The 20,080-nt window shown below is 33.6% G+C and carries 19 protein-coding genes and 5 tRNA genes; 23 read left to right on the plus strand and 1 reads right to left on the minus strand.

The window, feature by feature from the left end; all coding sequences use genetic code 11:
• Window positions 1-63: 63 nt before the first annotated feature.
• Window positions 64-921 (minus strand): peroxiredoxin, encoded by an 858-nt coding sequence (locus DK442_RS05440; protein WP_109434850.1) that lies wholly within the window; start codon window positions 919-921, stop codon window positions 64-66.
• A gap of 170 nt (window positions 922-1,091) precedes the next feature.
• Here DK442_RS05440 and DK442_RS05445 point away from each other — a divergent pair, with 170 nt between their 5' ends.
• From DK442_RS05445 to rpoB, 23 genes are all read left to right on the plus strand, one after another.
• Window positions 1,092-2,372 (plus strand): DUF2851 family protein, encoded by a 1,281-nt coding sequence (locus tag DK442_RS05445; protein ID WP_109434851.1) that lies wholly within the window; start codon window positions 1,092-1,094, stop codon window positions 2,370-2,372.
• A gap of 29 nt (window positions 2,373-2,401) precedes the next feature.
• A complete protein-coding gene (locus DK442_RS05450; RefSeq protein WP_035085698.1) occupies window positions 2,402-2,623 on the plus strand; it encodes a PspC family transcriptional regulator in 222 nt (73 codons plus the stop codon).
• On the plus strand, window positions 2,620-3,636 hold the full coding sequence (locus DK442_RS05455) for a TrkA family potassium uptake protein (protein ID WP_109434852.1): 1,017 nt from the start codon (window positions 2,620-2,622) through the stop codon (window positions 3,634-3,636). The genes DK442_RS05450 and DK442_RS05455 overlap by 4 nt, the downstream gene beginning before the upstream one ends.
• Window positions 3,637-3,735: 99 nt before the next feature.
• Window positions 3,736-5,337: a sodium:alanine symporter family protein gene (locus DK442_RS05460; RefSeq protein ID WP_109434853.1), complete on the plus strand. Its 1,602-nt coding sequence runs from the start codon at window positions 3,736-3,738 to the stop codon at window positions 5,335-5,337.
• 13 nt (window positions 5,338-5,350) lie between these two features.
• Window positions 5,351-6,223, plus strand: a complete 873-nt coding sequence (locus tag DK442_RS05465) for a helix-hairpin-helix domain-containing protein (RefSeq protein WP_109434854.1) — start codon at window positions 5,351-5,353, stop codon at window positions 6,221-6,223.
• A gap of 138 nt (window positions 6,224-6,361) precedes the next feature.
• Window positions 6,362-7,528 (plus strand): acyl-CoA dehydrogenase family protein, encoded by a 1,167-nt coding sequence (locus DK442_RS05470; RefSeq protein ID WP_109434855.1) that lies wholly within the window; start codon window positions 6,362-6,364, stop codon window positions 7,526-7,528.
• A gap of 208 nt (window positions 7,529-7,736) precedes the next feature.
• Window positions 7,737-9,116 (plus strand): alpha-amylase, encoded by a 1,380-nt coding sequence (locus DK442_RS05475; RefSeq protein WP_109434856.1) that lies wholly within the window; start codon window positions 7,737-7,739, stop codon window positions 9,114-9,116.
• Window positions 9,117-9,194: 78 nt separating this feature from the next.
• Window positions 9,195-9,389: a 30S ribosomal protein S21 gene (gene rpsU / locus DK442_RS05480; protein ID WP_024768892.1), complete on the plus strand. Its 195-nt coding sequence runs from the start codon at window positions 9,195-9,197 to the stop codon at window positions 9,387-9,389.
• Between the two features lie 121 nt (window positions 9,390-9,510).
• On the plus strand, window positions 9,511-10,401 hold the full coding sequence (locus tag DK442_RS05485) for a tyrosine-type recombinase/integrase (protein WP_109434857.1): 891 nt from the start codon (window positions 9,511-9,513) through the stop codon (window positions 10,399-10,401).
• Between the two features lie 70 nt (window positions 10,402-10,471).
• Window positions 10,472-10,774, plus strand: a complete 303-nt coding sequence (hpf, locus tag DK442_RS05490; protein WP_109434858.1) for a ribosome hibernation-promoting factor, HPF/YfiA family — start codon at window positions 10,472-10,474, stop codon at window positions 10,772-10,774.
• Between the two features lie 101 nt (window positions 10,775-10,875).
• A tRNA-Thr gene (locus tag DK442_RS05495) sits at window positions 10,876-10,949 on the plus strand.
• 127 nt (window positions 10,950-11,076) lie between these two features.
• A tRNA-Tyr gene (locus DK442_RS05500) sits at window positions 11,077-11,158 on the plus strand.
• 101 nt (window positions 11,159-11,259) lie between these two features.
• Window positions 11,260-11,332 (plus strand) — tRNA-Gly (locus DK442_RS05505).
• Window positions 11,333-11,577: 245 nt separating this feature from the next.
• Window positions 11,578-11,649 (plus strand) — tRNA-Thr (locus DK442_RS05510).
• A 58-nt stretch (window positions 11,650-11,707) separates the two neighbouring features.
• Window positions 11,708-12,895 carry an elongation factor Tu gene (tuf, locus tag DK442_RS05515; RefSeq protein WP_109434859.1) on the plus strand — a complete coding sequence of 396 codons (1,188 nt, stop codon included), beginning with the start codon at window positions 11,708-11,710 and terminating at the stop codon, window positions 12,893-12,895.
• 60 nt (window positions 12,896-12,955) lie between these two features.
• A tRNA-Trp gene (locus DK442_RS05520) sits at window positions 12,956-13,028 on the plus strand.
• Window positions 13,029-13,153: 125 nt separating this feature from the next.
• Window positions 13,154-13,351 carry a preprotein translocase subunit SecE gene (gene secE, locus DK442_RS05525; protein ID WP_109434860.1) on the plus strand — a complete coding sequence of 66 codons (198 nt, stop codon included), beginning with the start codon at window positions 13,154-13,156 and terminating at the stop codon, window positions 13,349-13,351.
• Between the two features lie 9 nt (window positions 13,352-13,360).
• Window positions 13,361-13,915, plus strand: a complete 555-nt coding sequence (nusG, locus tag DK442_RS05530; RefSeq protein ID WP_109434861.1) for a transcription termination/antitermination protein NusG — start codon at window positions 13,361-13,363, stop codon at window positions 13,913-13,915.
• Between the two features lie 75 nt (window positions 13,916-13,990).
• Complete coding sequence (gene rplK / locus DK442_RS05535; RefSeq protein WP_024768886.1) at window positions 13,991-14,428, plus strand: 50S ribosomal protein L11; 438 nt, start codon at window positions 13,991-13,993, stop codon at window positions 14,426-14,428.
• 18 nt (window positions 14,429-14,446) lie between these two features.
• Window positions 14,447-15,142 (plus strand): 50S ribosomal protein L1, encoded by a 696-nt coding sequence (gene rplA / locus DK442_RS05540; RefSeq protein WP_109434862.1) that lies wholly within the window; start codon window positions 14,447-14,449, stop codon window positions 15,140-15,142.
• A 15-nt stretch (window positions 15,143-15,157) separates the two neighbouring features.
• Window positions 15,158-15,679, plus strand: a complete 522-nt coding sequence (rplJ, locus tag DK442_RS05545; protein WP_109434863.1) for a 50S ribosomal protein L10 — start codon at window positions 15,158-15,160, stop codon at window positions 15,677-15,679.
• Window positions 15,680-15,748: 69 nt separating this feature from the next.
• Entirely contained in the window at window positions 15,749-16,123 is a 375-nt protein-coding gene (gene rplL, locus DK442_RS05550; RefSeq protein WP_109434864.1) for a 50S ribosomal protein L7/L12, read from the plus strand.
• Window positions 16,124-16,256: 133 nt separating this feature from the next.
• The gene (gene rpoB, locus DK442_RS05555; protein WP_109434865.1) at window positions 16,257-20,066 is read left to right on the plus strand and encodes a DNA-directed RNA polymerase subunit beta; all 3,810 of its coding nucleotides are present in this window, start codon (window positions 16,257-16,259) and stop codon (window positions 20,064-20,066) included.
• The last annotated feature ends 14 nt before the right edge of the window (window positions 20,067-20,080 follow it).

The following is a 20,080-nucleotide window of genomic DNA, read 5'->3' on the forward strand; positions in this document are numbered from 1 at the left end:
TTTCTGTGTTTTTACACTCTTTTATATGTGCTTTTTTAGGGAGTCAATTAGATAAATATGATTTTATTTTGAGGTATATGTGTCTATAATTTTTAGGAAAGTTTCAGGCTCTGGGCGTACTCTGTAGTTATTTGTAAGATCTGCAAAAATGATTTTCCCTTCCCTATTAGTTATTAATACAGTTGGCATCACCGTATCACTATCATATCCTAAGGTTTGGAAACCCATTGGTAATCCATTTTTTGAAAGAATATGTAACTGTTTAGCAACTTTGTTCTTATGGTCTACTAAAAAATTAAAATTCAAATTAAATTTTTCAGCAAGTGATTTTGTGTGACCATGAGATTGTGGACTGATAAATATGATGTTTACGTTTCGTTTTTCAAGTTCTTTATATTGTAAGGCAATTTCTTTGATTTGAGCCATACACAATGGGCACCAGTTGCCGCGGTAGAAAAGAAAAATAGATGGATTACCAATAAATTTTGAGGTATTGATTCTTTTTTTTTCAATATTTTGTAGTTCTAATTCTGGTAAATAACTACCAATCTTAAGCATTGTATTGTTTTTTCTATCTTCAAAAGTTGAATACCATTTTATGTATAAAACCCACCCTAAAAATAAACCAATACTAGGTAATGAACCATATATATCTTGCTCTATAGCTCCTCCAAATATTAGACTTATTAAAAGGCCTACCGCAATACTTATAGTATGTTTTTTTAGATTCGAATCTGTTCTTGCTACCGGTTTAATAAAAAGAAAAAGAAAAAAGGTAACAATAGTAGAAGCTAAGATTAATCTTCCTATATATCGATATGATACACTATGATTAATGAGGTGTACAATACTGTCTATAGCATAATAGAGAGCAATTACAGGAAAAATTGATATAAAAACAGATTTAAAGATATTGTTCATTTATATTGGAGTTTGTAATTTGGTCAATGTTCTAATGTAGAGCTTACAAGATTAAGATAATATTTAGTATTTTCATGCACTATTTAGATTCGCTATTACATTTTCTTTATCCTACCCGTGATGTTTAGTAGCAAATTACAATTTGTAATATAAAACAATACGCAATACAGATGAAAGAAGATTTGCTCCAATACCTTTGGAAGTATAAAAAGTTTGAACTTTCTAATTTAAAAACAACAAAGCAAGAAAGCCTTCTCCTGCAACAAGTTGGATTACATAATACAGATCATTCAGGCCCTGATTTTTTTAATGCCCGACTTATTATAAATGGTCAGAAATGGGCAGGGAATGTAGAAATTCATATCAGATCAAGCGATTGGTATGTGCATAATCATGAAAATGATCCAGCCTATGATAATGTAATTCTTCATGTAGTCTGGGAAGATGATATCGAAATATTTAGAAAAGATAATACGATAATTCCCACACTACAACTTAAGGATTATGTATCTCATGAAATATTAAATAGATACAAAAAACTTTTTACAGAAAGTAATAAACACTGGATCGGATGTGAAAAACAACTCCCTTATATTTCTAATTTTGTTTTGTCTAATTGGCAAGAAAGATTGTATTTAGAAAGATTAGAGCAGAAATCAAGTTATATAACAGAACTTTTAAATCAATCAGCTAATGATTGGGAAGCAGTGCTTTTTAAACTTTTGGCAAAAAATTTTGGATTAAAAGTAAACGGAGATGCTTTTTTGAGCTTAGCAAACTCGATAGATTTTTCTACCCTTAGGAAATGTAGTATAGCATGTGAAAAATTAGAAGCCTTGTTTTTTGGTCAAGCAGGTTTTTTAGAACAAGATTATGAAAATGAGTATGCCAAATCTCTTAAAAAAGAATATGTTTTTTTAAAATCTAAATTTCAATTGGATACTCAAGGAATATTACCTTTTCAATTTTTTAGGTTGAGACCATCAAACTTTCCTACTATACGATTAGCTCAATTAGCCATGTTATATTTTAATAATAATCAGCTTTTTAGTTCAATTATTCATATTAATAATATTGAAGACTTCTATACACTGTTTAGTGTTGAGGCAAGTAGTTTTTGGGAAAATCACTATACATTTCAAAAGGAATCAAAAATTAGAAGGAAAAAGATAACAAAATCTTTTGTAGATCTATTATTGATTAATACTATAATTCCAATTAAATTTTTACATGCAAGAAGTATAGGTCGATATCCTGATGATGAGGTTTTTAAATTAATTTCTCAACTCTCTAAAGAAAAAAATAGTATTGTTGATAAATTTGAAGGATTAAAAATTCCTATTGAGAATGCACTACACTCTCAGGCTATGATTCAGTTAAAGAACCAATATTGTGATCAAAAAGCATGTTTAAAGTGTGCAATTGGGAATTATTTATTAAATGGTGATTAGAATTTAGTTTAATATAATTATTTTGCGGTATGCTTTATAATTTAAGACATTTTCTAGAACGTAACGGATTTTATGTTTCTTCACGATTAGCGGATCGGTTAGGTATGCGAGCTAAGAATGTACGATTATTCTTTATTTACTTAACTTTTGCTACAGCAGGATTAGGATTTGTAATATATCTTAATATGGCGTTTTGGTTGAAATTAAAAGACTTGGTGTATACTAAACGAACTTCTGTATTTGACTTATGATAAAAATTTATAATTGGGGCAGACGAAAAGTATATATTGCTTTAATTTTATTAATTATTGTAATTAGTATTGGAGTAATAGGTTTTAAGTTTTTTTCTGATTATTCATGGACAGACGCCCTCTACATGACCGTCATAACGATGTCAACGGTTGGATTTAGTGAAGTGCATCCCTTGGATGAGAATGCCAAATTATTTACAATCTTCCTAATCGCTACTAGTGTGTCTATATTTGCATATTCTGTCTCTGTAATTACAGAGTATATAGTAAGCAAAAATGATCCCAAAAGAGTACAATATCGAAAAACACAAAAAATGATACATCAGCTCGAAAATCATATTATTATCATTGGATATGGTCGTAATGGTAAACAAGCGGCGGTAAAGTTATTAGCCTATAATAAACCCTTTATTATTATCGAGAAAGATAATGATGTCATAGAAAGGTATCAGAGTGATCAATTGTTGTTTCTTAAAGGTAATGCAACAGAAGATGATGTTTTAATTGAAGCTGGTATTAAAAATGCAGATTGTTTAATATGTACACTTCCAGAAGATGCTGATAATTTATTTATCGTCCTTTCTGCTAGGCAAATTAATAAAGAACTTAAAATCATAAGTAGAGCCTCACAAGACACATCGTATAAAAAAATAAGATTGGCAGGAGCAGATAATGTGATTATGCCAGATCGTATTGGAGGAGATCATATGGCATCATTAGTTGTGGTTCCTGACTTAATAGAGTTTTTGGATAATCTTTCTATTGTTGGTAAAAGATCAATAAATATAGAGGAGGTTTCCTTCGAAGATATGTTTGATGATAATAAAGAAAGGACAATTCGTACTATTGATATGAGATCTAAAACAGGGTGTACCATTATAGGATATAAATCTCCAGAAGGCGAATATATCGTAAACCCTGAAGCAGATACAATTTTGAGACCAAGTTCTAAGATTGTAGTTTTGGGACGTCCAGAGCAAATTAATTTACTTAATAAAGAGTTTAATATTTAACTGTTACAAAACATTTAACTCACTAAAAATTGTACACGACCGTTTTTTTTAGCATCTTGCTCACTTCTTATAACTAAAATTTAATTAACTCACATTATCATGAAGAGAATTCTTCTTTCACTGTTAGCATTCACAATTCCATTTTTAACATTTGCACAAGAGACTACAGAAAAAGGTTTGGATCAGAAAATAGATGAGGCTTTTAAGCCATTTTCAGATGCAATTTCTAGTATTATCTTTTTTGAAGTTTTTGATGGAGCTCCATTCGTTATTATATTATTAGTGCTAAGTGCCTTGTTTTTTACACTGTATTTTGGTTTTCCTAATATTCGATATTTCGGAAAAGCTATTAATGTAGTACGAGGTAAATATGATGATGTAGAAGGTCATAGCTTGGGAGATCCCTCAGCAGCTGTAGATGGAGATATTAGAGATACCATACGGGATGAGTCTAAAGAAGGAGAAGTAAGTCATTTTCAGGCATTAGCAACAGCAGTTTCAGGAACAGTAGGTAACGGGAATATTGCAGGAGTAGCATTAGCCATTGCTCTTGGAGGACCGGGTGCTACGTTTTGGATGATTATTTGTGGATTATTAGGAATGTCTACTAAATTTGTTGAATGTACTCTTGGTGTTCAGTACAGAGATGTTGGTGAAGATGGTACTGTGTATGGAGGACCTATGTATTACCTAAGCAAAGGCTTAAAAGAAAAAGGTTTTGTAGTATTAGGTAAAATTACAGCAGTAATTTTTGCTATATTTTGTATTGGTGGTTCTTTTGGGGGTGGTAATGCAGCGCAATCGAACCAGGCAACAATAGTACTAAAAGAACTAATAGGATTAGAAAGTACAGGAGCTGGGTTTTGGATTGGAATTATACTTGCAGTTTTAGTAGGAATCATCATTATCGGTGGAATTAAACGTATCGCATCAGTTACAGAAAAGGTAGTTCCGTTTATGGCTATTATGTATTTATTAGCATGTCTGTATATTATTTTTAGTAATTTCTCTTTTGTTGATGATGCTCTTGGATTAATTGTTACAGAAGCTTTTAATCCTAAGGCTATCGGAGTAGGTGGAGTGATCGGAGTTTTGTTAGTAGGGTTTAAAAGAGCAGCATTCTCTAATGAAGCAGGTGCAGGATCAGCGTCTATTGCGCATTCTGCAGTAAAAACAAAATATTCTGCTAGTGAAGGACTTGTGGCTTTACTAGAACCATTTATCGATACTGTAGTGATTTGTACAATGACAGCTTTAGTAATTATAATATTTAATTCTGGAGGAGCGTTCCAGTATGGAGGAGATGGAAGTGGTGCGGTCTTAATAGATGGTGTTGCTTATGAAGGAGCAGGGATTACTTCTCAAGCTTTTGCACAATATATACCTTATTCTAATATATTTTTAACCATTGCAGTAGTACTTTTTGCAGTATCTACTATGATCTCATGGTCATATTATGGGCTGCAATCCTGGAAGTTTTTATTCGGAAGAGGTAAAGCTGCCGATTTAACATATAAATTGTTGTTTTTATCTTTTGTAATTATTGGAGCTGCTGCTAGTATGAATTCTATCTGGGCATTCTCTGATGCGATGATTTTTGCGATGGTTTTTCCTAACATGATAGGTTTATTCTTCCTGTTTCCTGTAGTTAAAAAACAGTTAGGACGTTATTTTGAAGCTATAAAAGCTTCAAAAAAATAAAACAACATATCTAATGAAACATATAAAATCCCATTTTGAAATCCATACGCGTTTTCGAAATGGGATTTTTCTTTTATCTATAATTCTTCTGATAACTATATTAGGATACTATTTTTATCCAGAACCAGAATTAACCGAAAGTAGTTTTGTTGAGCTTACCGAGTTTCAAAACCAAATAGACTCACTCAAACAAATTGCAAAAAATAATGAGAAGAAATATAAGGTATCAACTTTTAATCCTAATTTTATTTCTGATCATAAAGGATATGTATTAGGTCTTTCTGCAAAGGAATTAGACCGTTTACATAAGTATAGAGAAAAAGGCAAGTGGATAAATTCTGTAGCTGACTTTAAAAAGGTAACACAAGTCTCTGATTCTCTATTGATAATTATTTCACCACTATTCAGGTTTCCCGAATGGATTAAGAATAATAATACATCTAAGTCATATTCCAAAAAGAAATATCCGATCAAATCACATGCTGAAAAAAAAGACTTGAACACTGTCACTTCAGAAGAACTTCAAAAAGATACTAAGATTCCTGACTTTATCGCAGAAAGAATCATAAGATATAAAAGTAAAATAGGAGGATTTGTAAGTGATATACAGCTAAAGGATATTTCGGGACTCTATGATCATAAGAGAAAAATGATATTGTCCTTATATACCGTTAAGACTCCAAGAGCAATTAAAAAAATGAATATTAATACCATATCTGTCAAAGAACTGATGGATGTGCCTTATTTTGATTTTGAGACTGCGTTGGATATTAAAGATTTTATAAAGAGTAATGGTAATATTTCAGACTTTAATGAATTGAAAAAAATCGAAGGTTTTTCTTTAGAAAAAATAGATAGAATAAAGTTATATTTGACATTAAATTGATAATCGGAAAAAAATTGCTGTGAATTCTTGATGAATCTCTAATATATAATCTCAAAATCTGTTTTTGATTATGGTTTTGTTATATTGGTTTGTCACCTTCTACAGTAATATGTTAACTAAAAAAGCTAGAGTTACCATATGGATAGTATGTATTTTACGGAAGAGCACGAATTATTTAGAGAAAGTCTAAAAGAATTTCTAAAAAAAGAAGTTACCCCTCATATAGATAAATGGGAAAAAACTGGAGATATCGATCGATTTATTTGGGAGAAATTTGGTGAGATGGGGTATTTTGGTATCGCCTACCCAGAAAAATATGGAGGACTAGAACTTGATCTTTTTTATACAGTTATTCTGTTAGAGGAATTACAAAAGATTAACTCTGGAGGTTTTGCAGCTGCTATTTGGGCGCATGCTTATTTGGCAATGACTCATATAAACAAAGAGGGAGACGATCGGATTAAGGAAGAATATCTAAGACCAAGTATATCTGGAGAAAAAATAGGATGTTTAGGGATTACAGAACCTTTTGGCGGTTCTGATGTAGCAGGAATGAGAACTACGGCGGTAAAGAAAGGAGATCATTATATTATAAATGGCTCCAAAACATTTATTACTAATGGAGTGTATAGTGATTATCTTGTAATTGCTGCAAAAACTAACCCAGAGCTCGGGAATAAAGGTATAAGTATCTTTGTTATTGATAGAGAGACTCCTGGGATCTCTGCTACCAAATTAGAAAAGTTAGGTTGGAAAGCTTCTGATACGGGAGAAATAGCATTTGATAATGTAAAAATCCCTGCCCATAATCTTATGGGTGAGGAGAATAAGGGATTTTCATATATAATGCAGCATTTTGCGTTAGAAAGATTAATTATGGGAGTGAATGCACATGCCCGAGCAGAATATGCGTTAGATTATGTGATACAATATATGTCAGAACGAGAAGCTTTTGGAAAGACAATTGATAGGTTTCAGGCACTACGTCATACAGTGGCAGATATAGCTAGTGAAATAGAAATGTGTAAAGAGTTTAATTATTCAATAACCAAAAGACTTGATGGCGGACAGTATGTAGTTAAGGAGGCTTCAATGTCCAAGTTGTTATCTACAAAAATGGCAGATGAAGCTATTTATAAATGTTTGCAGTTACTTGGTGGATATGGTTACATGGAAGAGTACCCGTTGGCCAGGTTGCTTAGAGATAGTAGACTAGGCCCTATTGGAGGAGGTACTTCAGAAATTTTAAGAGAAATAATAGCTAAAATAGTTATTGATAAGAAAGAATATAAAGCGGCAACTTAGGATTAAATAACTAGTTTCGATTCCTTAAGTAAAAAACAAAAGGGTAATAAAATTATTATAATTTTATTACCCTTTTGTTTTTTGCAGGCGACAATTGTTAATGTTCAATATTTTATCAACACGAAAACGTTTGCGTAGGATTTCAAACGTTTTCGGTTTGGATTAAATACTTAATTTGATAAGAATTTAACACAAACACTAAGTAATTATGAAAATTAACAGATTTTTTTATGCATTTTTAACTATTACGATTTTATTTCTAAGTTGTAGTAAGGATGAGGTTCTGGATCCGTTAGAATCAGAGTCAAATGTTCTTCAAGAAGAAGTTTCTTCCAAAGCTCTGAAACAAATAGGCTCTGGAGTGATGATGCAAGCGTTCTATTGGGATGTACCTGCGGGAGGTACCTGGTGGAATGTTGTGAAAGGGAAAGTTTCTTCATGGAACAATGCAGGGATAGATGCAATTTGGTTGCCGCCGGTAAGTAAAGCTCAGAATGGTCCATTTTCAATGGGGTATGATCCTTTTGATTATTATGATTTTGGTCAATATAATCAGATGGGGAGTACCGAAACACGTTTTGGTTCTAGATCAGAATTAGAGTCACTGATTACACAAGCTCATAATAATGGGTTAAGCGTAATTGCAGATATGGTGCTTAATCATAATAGTGGTGGTGATTTAGAGTCTAATGAATTTGCTGGAAAAGATACGTATACCAAGTTTATGCCATTGTCAGGTAAGTTTAATAGAACTAAGTATGATTTTCATCCAAATGATAAGTATAACTCTGATAGTGGTTTTTTTGGAGGTTTTCCCGATTTAAGCCATAAGAAACCTTATGTGCAAGATTGGTTGTGGAAAAGATCAAATTCTGTGGCTAAATACTATAAAAACACAATGAAGTTTGATGGGTGGAGATTCGATTATGTAAAAGGGTTTGAACCATGGGTGCCAAGACAATTTAGAGATGCTGTTGGAGGATTTGCAGTAGGAGAGTATTGGGATGGTAATGTGAATACATTGAAATGGTGGACGGATCAGGCCCAAATGTCAGCATTTGATTTTGGATGTTACTATAAAATGAGAGACGCGTTTATGGGAAATAACCTAAATGCACTAAGCGGTGATATGTTGTGGAAAAGAAATGCGTCAAGAGCAGTAACTTTTGTAGCAAATCATGATACAGATGAAATCATTAATAATAAGATATTGGCGTATGCATATATTCTTACACACGAAGGATATCCGGCAATTTTTTATAGAGATTATGAAGATTGGTTAAGTAAGACTAAAATGAATAATCTTATTTGGATCCATAATAACCTTGCAGGTGGAAGTACTACAAATCTCTGGACAGATACTGATGAATATATAGCAAAACGAAATGGAGGAGGTGGAAAAAATGGGTTAATAGTGTATATTAATAATTCCAATTCTTGGAAAGAAAGATGGATTGAAACAAATTGGTCTAACAGGAAAATTAAGGATTATACAGGCAATTCGGGATGGGAACCAACTACTCAAGGAGGAAGATGGGTTAAGATACAGGCACCACCAAAAGGGTATTCTGTGTGGTCTTTAAAATAATATTAAATAAAACTTTGCAGGTAATAGTTTTGTAGTATATTTGCACCCTAATAATTTCTAAAGAAAGGAGGTGCAACTATGTTAATTATACCAGTTAAAGACGGAGAAAATATAGATAGAGCGTTAAAACGTTTTAAGCGTAAATTTGATCGAACAGGAACGATGCGTCAGCTTCGTAAACGCCAAGCGTTTTCAAAGCCTTCTGTAGAAAGAAGAGCTCAGATCCAAAAAGCGCAATATATTCAGCACTTAAGAGATCAAGAAGAAATTTAAAAGTAAATAACGTTGTCTTTATAGTGTTTCTTTACGAAGAAACCGGATACCGTTTTTCAGTATAAATTTTAACCGTTAGGAAATCAAAAGTTTCATACTTTTGTCTTCTAACGGTTTTTTTATGTTTATATCTGAGTTTGTAGAGTATTTGCTTTTAGAGAAAAAATATTCTGAACACACTGTAAAGGCTTATAAGGCTGATTTATTGACTTTTTTTGATTTTTTTAAAAAAGAATATGATACAGGGGAGGTGTCTGGAGCTAATTATGCTCAGATTCGTTCATGGATAGTGACTTTGGTAAATAGCGGTGTTTCTAATCGTACTATAAATAGAAAAATATCATCTCTAAAAACTTATTATAAATTTTTACTCAAAACGGGGCAAGTAGATAAGAATCCTCTTGCTAAGCATCAGGCTTTAAAAGTTGCAAAGAAACTTCAAATACCCTTTTCGGCAAAAGAAGTAGAGAGTGTGCTGGATGGTTTAACAGATGATAAAGATTTTGAAAGTGTTAGAGATAGGTTAATTATAGAGCTTTTCTATGCTACAGGTATTCGAAGAATAGAGTTGGTAAATTTAAAACTCTCTGATGTTGATATAAGTAATAAGCAAATAAAGGTGTTAGGTAAGCGTAATAAAGAAAGGTATTTGCCTTTACTGTCATCAGTTTGTGATACTATCACGCAGTATTTGGATATGAGGTCTATTTTGTTAGGAGGTGAGGAAGTTCCGTTTTTGTTATTGACTAAAAAAGGAGTTAAAATCTATGAAACGCTTGTGTATCGCATCATAAATGGTTATTTTAGTGAGGCATCTTCAAAAGTGAAAAAGAGCCCTCATATTTTGAGGCATTCCTTTGCAACACACTTGCTTAATGAAGGAGCAAACCTTAATGCTGTAAAAGAATTACTTGGTCATTCTAGTTTAGCCGCAACACAGGTGTATACTCATCATAGTGTCGCTCAATTGGCTAAAGTGTATAAAGAATCTCATCCGAGGAATAAAAAGTAAAAGATAAGTTCTTGATTTATCATTCTTTTAGGCTTAATATTTTTTGTTAAACTAATTAAACTAACAACGTATGAAAGTGAACTTGCAATCCGTAAATTTTAATGCAGATCAGAAGCTGGTGGATTTTACTCAGAATAAATTAGATAAGTTAGAAACTCATTTTAATCGTATAATTCATGCAGATGTCTTTTTGAAAGTTATGAATACAAGTGGTAAGGAGAATAAAATTACAGAAATTTTATTAAGTGTGCCCGGAGATGAATTTATGATCAAGAAAATAAATAAATCCTTCGAAGAAGGTGTGGATGAGTGTGTTAGTTCGTTAGAAAGACAATTGAAAAAAAGAAAGGAAAAATTAAATGCACATGTTTGATTATTTTTTTTGAAAAATAGTTTTGTGAAAGAAATAAATTATATACATTTGCAGTCCGTTAGAAATAGCGGACTTTTTTATGTTCTAAAACATAGTGAAAAGCCGATGTAGCTCAGCTGGCTAGAGCAGCTGATTTGTAATCAGCAGGTCGTGGGTTCGAGTCCCTCCATCGGCTCTAAAAAAGCTTTATTTTTGTAATAAAAATTAAACTTTTTTAATAGAATTTTGAATTGTAAAATAATTGATTAATTTTGCGCACTCAAAATTCATATGTTCATCGTGAAATATTGATTTTATCAATCGGGGAGATACTCAAGCGGCCAACGAGGGCAGACTGTAAATCTGCTGACTATGTCTTCGCAGGTTCGAATCCTGCTCTCCCCACAAAATTTTAAAATTAAGCATTGAATAAAAATATTTTTTAATGCTTTTTTTTCGAAATTAAAGATAGAAATTCGGTTCTGAATTTATATTCAGAACTAAAAGCGGGAGTAGCTCAGTTGGTAGAGCGTCAGCCTTCCAAGCTGAATGTCGCCGGTTCGAACCCGGTCTCCCGCTCAATGAATTTTCTTTACTACAATAGGTAATGTTTTAAACTTTATTTTTGGGTATAAGAAAACAGGGTGAAACGCCTGTGTAAAGTAGAAGATTTTGATTTAATTCAATTGTTCTGCTTTAAAAATAGAGCAAATCTTAATTATTAGCTAGTTAAGGTTGGATTTTTAACATAAATATAATGATTGATTGGATTTCTTTCTTAAGGTAATGAAAGTGCTCTGGTTTGTCATTATACTCATTAAAAAGCCGGTGTAGCTCAGGGGTAGAGCGTTTCCTTGGTAAGGAAGAGGTCACGAGTTCAAATCTCGTCATTGGCTCTAGGTTCAGAATTTTTAAATTGAACACTAATATATAACTAAGATTAAATAAATAATTATGGCAAAGGAAACTTTTGATCGTTCCAAACCACACTTAAATATTGGTACTATTGGACACGTTGATCACGGTAAAACGACTTTAACTGCTGCGATTACTAAAGTATTGGCAGATGCAGGTCTTTCTGAAGCAAGAGATTTCGATCAAATCGATAATGCTCCTGAAGAAAAAGAAAGAGGTATTACTATTAACACATCTCACGTAGAGTACCAAACTCAAAATCGTCACTATGCTCACGTTGACTGTCCAGGTCACGCGGATTATGTGAAGAATATGGTTACTGGTGCTGCTCAGATGGATGGTGCGATCTTAGTAGTTGCTGCTACAGATGGTCCTATGCCACAAACACGTGAGCACATCCTTTTAGGACGTCAGGTAGGTATTCCTAGAATTGTTGTATTCATGAATAAAGTGGATATGGTAGATGACGAAGAACTTCTTGAATTAGTAGAAATGGAAATTAGAGATCTTCTTTCTTTCTATGAGTATGATGGAGATAATGGTCCTGTAATCGCTGGTTCTGCACTTGGAGCTCTTAACGGAGAACAAAAATGGGTAGATACTGTAATGGAGCTTATGGCTGCTGTAGATGAGTGGATCGAATTACCAAAGCGTGATGTTGAGAAAGATTTCTTAATGCCTATCGAAGATGTATTCTCTATTACTGGTCGTGGTACTGTTGCAACTGGTCGTATTGAGACTGGAATCGCAAATACTGGAGATCCTGTAGAGATCATTGGTATGGGAGCTGAGAAATTAACTTCTACTATTACTGGTATCGAGATGTTCCGTCAAATCCTTGATAGAGGAGAAGCTGGAGATAACGCAGGTATCTTATTAAGAGGTATTGAGAAAACTCAGATTTCTCGTGGTATGGTAATCACTAAGCCTGGTTCTGTAACTCCACATAAGAAATTCAAAGCTGAGGTTTATATCCTTAAAAAAGAAGAAGGTGGACGTCATACTCCATTCCATAATAACTACCGTCCACAGTTCTACGTACGTACAACTGACGTAACAGGAAATATTGCACTTCCTGATGGAGTTGAAATGGTAATGCCTGGGGATAACTTAACAATTACAGTTGAGCTAATTCAGACAATTGCGATGAATGTTGGTCTACGTTTTGCAATCCGTGAAGGTGGTAGAACAGTAGGTGCTGGTCAGGTAACTGAAATTTTAGACTAATACAATATTGTATATAAAAAGTTAAGGTATTCGTACTACGAATACCTTGACTTATGTTATACGGGTTTAGCTCAGTTGGTAGAGCACTGGTCTCCAAAACCAGGTGTCGGGAGTTCGAGTCTCTCAACCCGTGCTTAGAAAATGTGAATTGTTTGATTAGAATATAGTAACATTTTTGATGTAAGAATTAATAAAGTATTATGCTTTATAACGATTTTGAAAAATGTTTTTTGATTTCGTTTAAATATATAGAATAAGATGGCTGGACTAGTAAATTACATAACAGAATCATATAACGAGTTAAAGAATCATGTAACTTGGACTCCATGGGCAGAAGCACAAAAACTTACCGTGGTTGTTATAGTTTTCTCGGTTATTTTTTCTTTAGTTATTTGGGGTATCGATACTGCATTTAGCAATCTAATAGAGTATTACTTTACTTTAGTTAAATCATAAATTTTTAAAATGGCTGAAGTGGATAATACGAAAAAATGGTACGTGGTAAGAGCGGTAAGCGGTCAGGAAAATAAAGTTAAAGACTATATTGAGCGTGAAATTGCTCATATGGGACTTGAGGATTATGTTTCTCAGATTCTTGTTCCTACAGAAAAAGTAGTACAAATCCGTAATGGAAAAAAAATAAATAAAGAACGTGTATACTTCCCGGGTTATGTAATGATAGAAGCTAACCTTTCTGGAGAAGTGCCACATATTATTAAATCTATTAATGGTGTTATTGGATTTTTAGGTGAAGTAAAAGGAGGAGACCCTGTGCCACTTAGAAAGTCAGAAATTAATAGAATGCTAGGTAAGGTAGATGAACTTGCAGTGAAAACTGATAATGTAGCAATTCCTTACACAGTTGGTGAAACAGTAAAAGTTATCGATGGTCCTTTTAACGGGTTTAATGGTACTGTCGAAAAAGTAAATGAAGAAAAGCGTAAACTTGAAGTTATGGTTAAGATTTTCGGTAGAAAGACACCATTAGAATTAAGTTATATGCAAGTAGAGAAAATATAATAATTGTTACATTATAGATCCTGAATTGTTCTTTTGCTTCCACTTATAGAACAATTCTAATTTAAAATTAGAAAAATGGCTAAAGAGATAGGTAAAGTAGTAAAATTACAAGTGCGTGGAGGAGCGGCAAACCCATCCCCACCAGTTGGACCTGCTTTAGGTGCTGCCGGAGTAAATATCATGGAATTCTGTAAGCAATTCAATGGTAGAACACAGGATAAAGCTGGTAAAGTATTACCAGTTGTAATCAATGTGTATACAGACAAGTCTTTTGACTTTGTTATCAAAACTCCACCAGCGGCTGTCCAGATACTGGAAGCAGCAAAACAAAAGAAAGGTTCAGGAGAGCCTAACCGTAAAAAAGTGGCTAGTGTTACTTGGGATCAAGTTCGTACAATTGCAGAAGACAAAATGCAAGATTTAAATGCATTTACTGTTGAGTCTGCTATGAAAATGATTGCTGGTACCGCTCGTTCAATGGGTGTAACTGTAAAAGGACAAGCTCCTTTTTAATCCAAAAAAGTTTACAAAATGGCGAAATTAACTAAAAAGCAAAAAGAGGCAAACGCTAAAGTCGATAAGAATAAAGCGTATTCATTAGAAGAAGCTTCTGCTTTAGTGAAAGAAATAACAAACGTAAATTTTGATGCATCTGTAGATCTAGCTGTTCGTTTGAACGTAGATCCTCGTAAAGCGAATCAAATGGTACGTGGTGTGGTAACTTTACCTCACGGAACAGGAAAAGATGTTAAAGTTTTAGCATTAGTAACACCAGATAAAGAAGCCGAAGCTAAAGAAGCAGGTGCTGATTTTGTAGGTCTTGATGAATACCTTGAAAAAATTAAAGGAGGATGGACTGATGTAGACGTAATCATCACAATGCCAAGTGTTATGGGTAAATTAGGACCATTAGGAAGAGTATTAGGACCTCGTGGATTAATGCCTAACCCTAAAACCGGAACAGTAACTATGGATGTAGCAAAAGCTGTATCTGATGTTAAGGCTGGTAAAATCGATTTCAAGGTTGATAAAACTGGTATCGTTCATGCGGCAATTGGTAAATCATCTTTTGATGCTGAAAAGATCGAAGGAAATGCTAAAGAATTATTAACAACATTAGTAAAGTTGAAACCACAGACCGCTAAAGGGGTATATATTAAATCTATATATATGTCTTCTACAATGAGTCCTGGTGTAGAGATAGATGCTAAAAACTTTGCTGGGTAATTAAGATAAACGATTATGACAAGAGAAGAAAAATCACTAGTAATTGAAGACTTAACTGCTCAGTTGGCTGAAAATGCTAATATCTATTTAGCTGATATTTCAGGTTTAGATGCAGGTACAACTTCGAATTTACGTAGAGCTTGTTTTAAAGCTAATGTATCATTAAAAGTAGTTAAGAATACACTCCTTGCTAAAGCAATGGAGAATTCTGATAAGGATTTTGGAGATTTACCAAGTACATTAAAAGGTAATACTTCAATAATGTTTGCTGAAACGGGTAATGCACCTGCTAAGGTTATTAAAGAATTTCGTAAGAAATCTGAAAAACCTTTGTTAAAAGGAGCATTTGTAGAGGAAGCTGTATTTGTAGGTGATGAAAACTTAGACGCTTTAGTTAATATTAAGTCTAAGGAAGAAGTTATCGGAGATATTATTGGACTATTACAATCACCTGCTAAAAACGTAGTTTCTGCGTTAAAGTCAAGTGGAGGTAAACTTGCTGGTATCCTTAAAACATTATCCGAAAAAGAAGGATAATAATAGTAGTGTACGCACTTTTTAACAAATTATATTTCAATTAAAAAAAATTATTTAAAACGATAGAAAATGGCAGATTTAAAAGATTTCGCAGAACAATTGGTTAACTTAACAGTAAAAGAAGTTAATGAGTTAGCTGATATATTAAAAGAAGAATATGGTATTGAGCCTGCTGCTGCTGCAGTAGCTGTTGCTGCTGGTGGAGCTGGTGGTGGTGAAGCTGCAGAAGAAAAGTCAGAGTTTGATGTAATCCTTACTGCTGCTGGTGGTTCTAAATTAGCAGTTGTAAAACTTGTTAAAGAACTTACAGGTCTTGGTCTTAAAGACGCTAAAGAACTAGTTGATGGTGCTCCTAAACCTGTTAAGGAAGGAATAGCTAAAGACGAAGCAGAAGCTCTTAAAGCTCAATTAGAAGAGGCTGGAGCTGAGGTTGAGCTTAAGTAAGCTTACCATATATTGACATATAGGTTTAGACCCAGAGAAATTGCTCTCTGTGGTCTAAACCATTTTGCGTATATAAATGTTATGCATTATAATACGCGCATTTTTTAAAATTTTAATTTAATTCCGTCCATTGATGTTAGCAACGCAAACTGAAAGATTGAATTTCTCTTCTGTAAAGAATAGACCTGATTATCCTGATTTTTTAGATATTCAGATCAAATCCTTTCAGGATTTCTTTCAATTAGAAACCAAATCTGAAGAAAGAGGAAACGAAGGTCTATATAATACCTTCATGGAAAACTTCCCGATTACAGATACACGTAATCAATTTGTATTAGAATTTTTAGATTATTTCGTAGACCCTCCAAGATATGATCTTCAGGAGTGTATAGAAAGAGGTCTTACATACAGTGTGCCATTAAAGGCACGTCTGAAGTTATTCTGTACCGACCCAGAACACGAAGATTTTGAAACTATTGTTCAGGATGTGTATTTAGGTACAATTCCTTATATGACACCAAGTGGTACTTTTTGTATCAATGGTGCAGAACGAGTTGTTGTTTCTCAATTACACCGTTCTCCTGGGGTATTCTTTGGACAATCTTTCCATGCAAATGGAACAAAACTATATTCTGCAAGAGTAATTCCTTTTAAAGGTTCTTGGATAGAATTTGCTACCGATATTAATAGCGTTATGTACGCATATATCGATAGAAAGAAAAAATTACCGGTTACAACGCTTTTCCGTGCTATTGGTTTTGAACGTGATAAAGATATTTTAGAAATATTTGACCTTGCAGAAGAAATAAAAGTTTCTAAGTCCGGATTAAAGAAAGTATTAGGTCGCAAACTGGCTGCTCGTGTTTTGAACACTTGGCATGAGGATTTTGTGGATGAAGATACTGGTGAGGTGGTATCAATTGAACGTAATGAGATTGTTTTGGATCGTGATACAATTCTTGATAAAGACCATCTTGATGAGATTATAGATGCAGGAGCAAAGACGATTTTACTTCATAAAGAAGATAATCAGAAAGGTGACTATGCAATAATCCATAATACTTTACAAAAAGACCCTACCAATTCTGAAAAAGAAGCGGTAGAACATATATACCGTCAGTTACGTAATGCAGAACCGCCAGATGAGGAGACTGCAAGAGGTATTATCGATAAATTATTCTTCTCTGACCAACGTTACAACCTTGGTGAAGTAGGTCGTTATAGAATGAATAAAAAACTGGGACTTGATATTGCAATGGATAAGCAAGTGCTTACCAAAGAAGATATTATTACCATTATAAAATATCTAATAGAGCTAATTAATTCTAAAGCTGAGATTGATGATATTGATCACCTGTCTAACCGTCGTGTTAGAACCGTAGGAGAGCAATTATCACAACAGTTTGGAGTTGGTCTTGCTCGTATGGCTCGTACTATACGTGAACGTATGAATGTTAGAGATAATGAGGTATTTACACCAATTGATTTGATCAATGCCAAAACATTATCTTCTGTTATTAATTCGTTCTTTGGTACAAACCAATTATCTCAGTTTATGGATCAAACAAATCCATTAGCAGAGATTACTCATAAGCGTAGATTATCTGCCCTAGGGCCTGGTGGTTTATCAAGAGAGCGAGCTGGATTTGAGGTTCGTGATGTACATTATACTCATTATGGTCGTCTATGTCCAATTGAAACTCCTGAAGGACCAAATATTGGATTAATATCGTCATTAGCTGTTTTTGCTAAAGTTAACTCTATGGGGTTCTTAGAAACTCCATATCGAAAAGTTACTGATGGTAAAGTTGATATAGCAGAATATAGATATTTAAGTGCAGAAGAGGAAGAGGAGAAATTAATAGCACAAGCTAATATTCCTACTACCGAAGAAGGAAATATTACTAGTGAAAAAGTAATTGCCCGTATGGAAGGTGACTTCCCGGTAATTGATCCAACAAATGTTAATTATGCAGATGTTGCTCCTAATCAAATAGCTTCTATTTCTGCTTCATTGATTCCTTTCCTAGAGCATGATGATGCAAACCGTGCATTGATGGGATCAAACATGATGCGTCAGGCGGTACCATTATTAAGAGTTGACGCTCCAATCGTAGGTACAGGATTAGAACGTCAGGTAGCTTCAGATTCTCGTGTTTTAATTAATGCTGAAGGTGATGGAGTTGTAGAATATGTAGATGCACAGAAAATTACTATCAAGTACGATAGGACAGAGGAACAAAGAATGGTAAGTTTTGATGGAGATTCTAAAACTTACGAGTTAATAAAATTCCGAAAAACGAATCAAGGAACTAATATTAACCTTAAACCTATTGTAAGTGTAGGTGATCGTGTTAAGAGAGGTGAGGTATTATGTCAGGGATATGCTACAGAAAAGGGAGAACTTGCTCTTGGTAGAAATATGAAAGTAGCCTTTATGCCTTGGAAAGGGTATAACTTTGAGGATGCAATTGTAATTTCTGAAAAAGTAGTAAGAGAAGATATATTTACTTCTATACATATAGATGAATATTCTCTTGAGGTTAGAGATACCAAACTAGGTAATGAAGAATTAACTAACGATATTCCAAATGTTTCTGAAGAGGCAACTAAAGACCTTGATGAAAATGGAATGATCCGTGTGGGTGCAGAAATTAAGCCAGGTGATATTCTTATAGGAAAGATTACTCCAAAAGGAGAAAGTGATCCTACTCCTGAAGAAAAACTTTTAAGAGCGATCTTTGGTGATAAAGCGGGAGATGTTAAAGATGCTTCTTTAAAAGCTTCTCCTTCTTTACATGGTGTTGTAATTGATAAAAAATTATTTGCACGTGCGATTAAAGATAAGAGAAAACGTTCTCAAGATAAGGAAGATATTGATATCTTAGAGAGATCTTATGATACTAAATTCGAGTTGTTAAAAACAGAATTAGTAGATAAATTATTTGCTATTGTTGGTGGAAAAACTTCTCAAGGGGTAATGAATGATCTTGGAGAAGAAGTACTCCCTAAAGGTAAAAAGTATACCCAAAAAATGCTTAATAGTGTTGATGATTATGCTCACCTTACTAAAGGAACTTGGACTACTGATGATCACTTAAATGTTATGGTAGCTGATCTTATTCATAACTTTAAGATTAAAGAAAATGATTTACAAGGTAATCTACGAAGAGAGAAATTTACAATCTCTGTAGGAGATGAATTACCTTCAGGAATTATTAAACTTGCAAAAGTTTACATCGCTAAGAAACGTAAACTAAAGGTAGGTGATAAAATGGCAGGTCGTCACGGTAACAAAGGTATTGTTGCTCGTATTGTAAGAGAAGAAGATATGCCATTCTTAGAAGATGGAACACCAGTTGATATTGTATTAAATCCATTGGGAGTACCTTCTCGTATGAATATAGGTCAGATCTATGAAACTGTATTAGGATGGGCTGGACAAAAATTAAATAGAAAATTTGCTACTCCAATTTTTGATGGTGCATCTCTTGATCAAATCAACGGATTTACAGATGAAGCTGGAATTCCAAGATTTGGACATACATATTTATACGATGGAGGAACGGGAGACCGTTTCCATCAACCAGCTACCGTAGGTGTGATTTACATGCTTAAACTAGGTCACATGGTAGATGATAAAATGCACGCACGTTCTATTGGTCCATATTCATTGATTACACAGCAACCACTTGGTGGTAAAGCACAGTTTGGTGGTCAGCGTTTTGGAGAGATGGAAGTTTGGGCGCTGGAAGCTTATGGTGCTTCTGCAACATTGCGTGAAATATTGACTGTAAAATCTGATGATGTTATAGGAAGAGCTAAAACATACGAAAGTATTGTTAAGGGTGAACCTATGCCAGAACCAGGATTACCAGAATCGTTTAATGTATTAATGCACGAATTAAAAGGTCTTGGTCTGGATATCAGATTAGAAGAATAATATAAAAATAACCA

The sequence above is a fragment of the Aquimarina sp. AU119 genome (assembly GCF_900312735.1).
Lineage (GTDB): Bacteria > Bacteroidota > Bacteroidia > Flavobacteriales > Flavobacteriaceae > Aquimarina > Aquimarina algiphila.

Coding starts and splice junctions, on each gene's coding strand:
- DK442_RS05440 (WP_109434850.1), bottom strand. CDS start 921: ATGAACAATATCTTTAAATCTGTTTTTATATCAATTTTTCCTGTAATT.
- DK442_RS05445 (WP_109434851.1), top strand. CDS start 1,092: ATGAAAGAAGATTTGCTCCAATACCTTTGGAAGTATAAAAAGTTTGAA.
- DK442_RS05450 (WP_035085698.1), top strand. CDS start 2,402: ATGCTTTATAATTTAAGACATTTTCTAGAACGTAACGGATTTTATGTT.
- DK442_RS05455 (WP_109434852.1), top strand. CDS start 2,620: ATGATAAAAATTTATAATTGGGGCAGACGAAAAGTATATATTGCTTTA.
- DK442_RS05460 (WP_109434853.1), top strand. CDS start 3,736: ATGAAGAGAATTCTTCTTTCACTGTTAGCATTCACAATTCCATTTTTA.
- DK442_RS05465 (WP_109434854.1), top strand. CDS start 5,351: ATGAAACATATAAAATCCCATTTTGAAATCCATACGCGTTTTCGAAAT.
- DK442_RS05470 (WP_109434855.1), top strand. CDS start 6,362: ATGGATAGTATGTATTTTACGGAAGAGCACGAATTATTTAGAGAAAGT.
- DK442_RS05475 (WP_109434856.1), top strand. CDS start 7,737: ATGAAAATTAACAGATTTTTTTATGCATTTTTAACTATTACGATTTTA.
- rpsU (WP_024768892.1), top strand. CDS start 9,195: ATGTTAATTATACCAGTTAAAGACGGAGAAAATATAGATAGAGCGTTA.
- DK442_RS05485 (WP_109434857.1), top strand. CDS start 9,511: ATGTTTATATCTGAGTTTGTAGAGTATTTGCTTTTAGAGAAAAAATAT.
- hpf (WP_109434858.1), top strand. CDS start 10,472: ATGAAAGTGAACTTGCAATCCGTAAATTTTAATGCAGATCAGAAGCTG.
- tuf (WP_109434859.1), top strand. CDS start 11,708: ATGGCAAAGGAAACTTTTGATCGTTCCAAACCACACTTAAATATTGGT.
- secE (WP_109434860.1), top strand. CDS start 13,154: ATGGCTGGACTAGTAAATTACATAACAGAATCATATAACGAGTTAAAG.
- nusG (WP_109434861.1), top strand. CDS start 13,361: ATGGCTGAAGTGGATAATACGAAAAAATGGTACGTGGTAAGAGCGGTA.
- rplK (WP_024768886.1), top strand. CDS start 13,991: ATGGCTAAAGAGATAGGTAAAGTAGTAAAATTACAAGTGCGTGGAGGA.
- rplA (WP_109434862.1), top strand. CDS start 14,447: ATGGCGAAATTAACTAAAAAGCAAAAAGAGGCAAACGCTAAAGTCGAT.
- rplJ (WP_109434863.1), top strand. CDS start 15,158: ATGACAAGAGAAGAAAAATCACTAGTAATTGAAGACTTAACTGCTCAG.
- rplL (WP_109434864.1), top strand. CDS start 15,749: ATGGCAGATTTAAAAGATTTCGCAGAACAATTGGTTAACTTAACAGTA.
- rpoB (WP_109434865.1), top strand. CDS start 16,257: ATGTTAGCAACGCAAACTGAAAGATTGAATTTCTCTTCTGTAAAGAAT.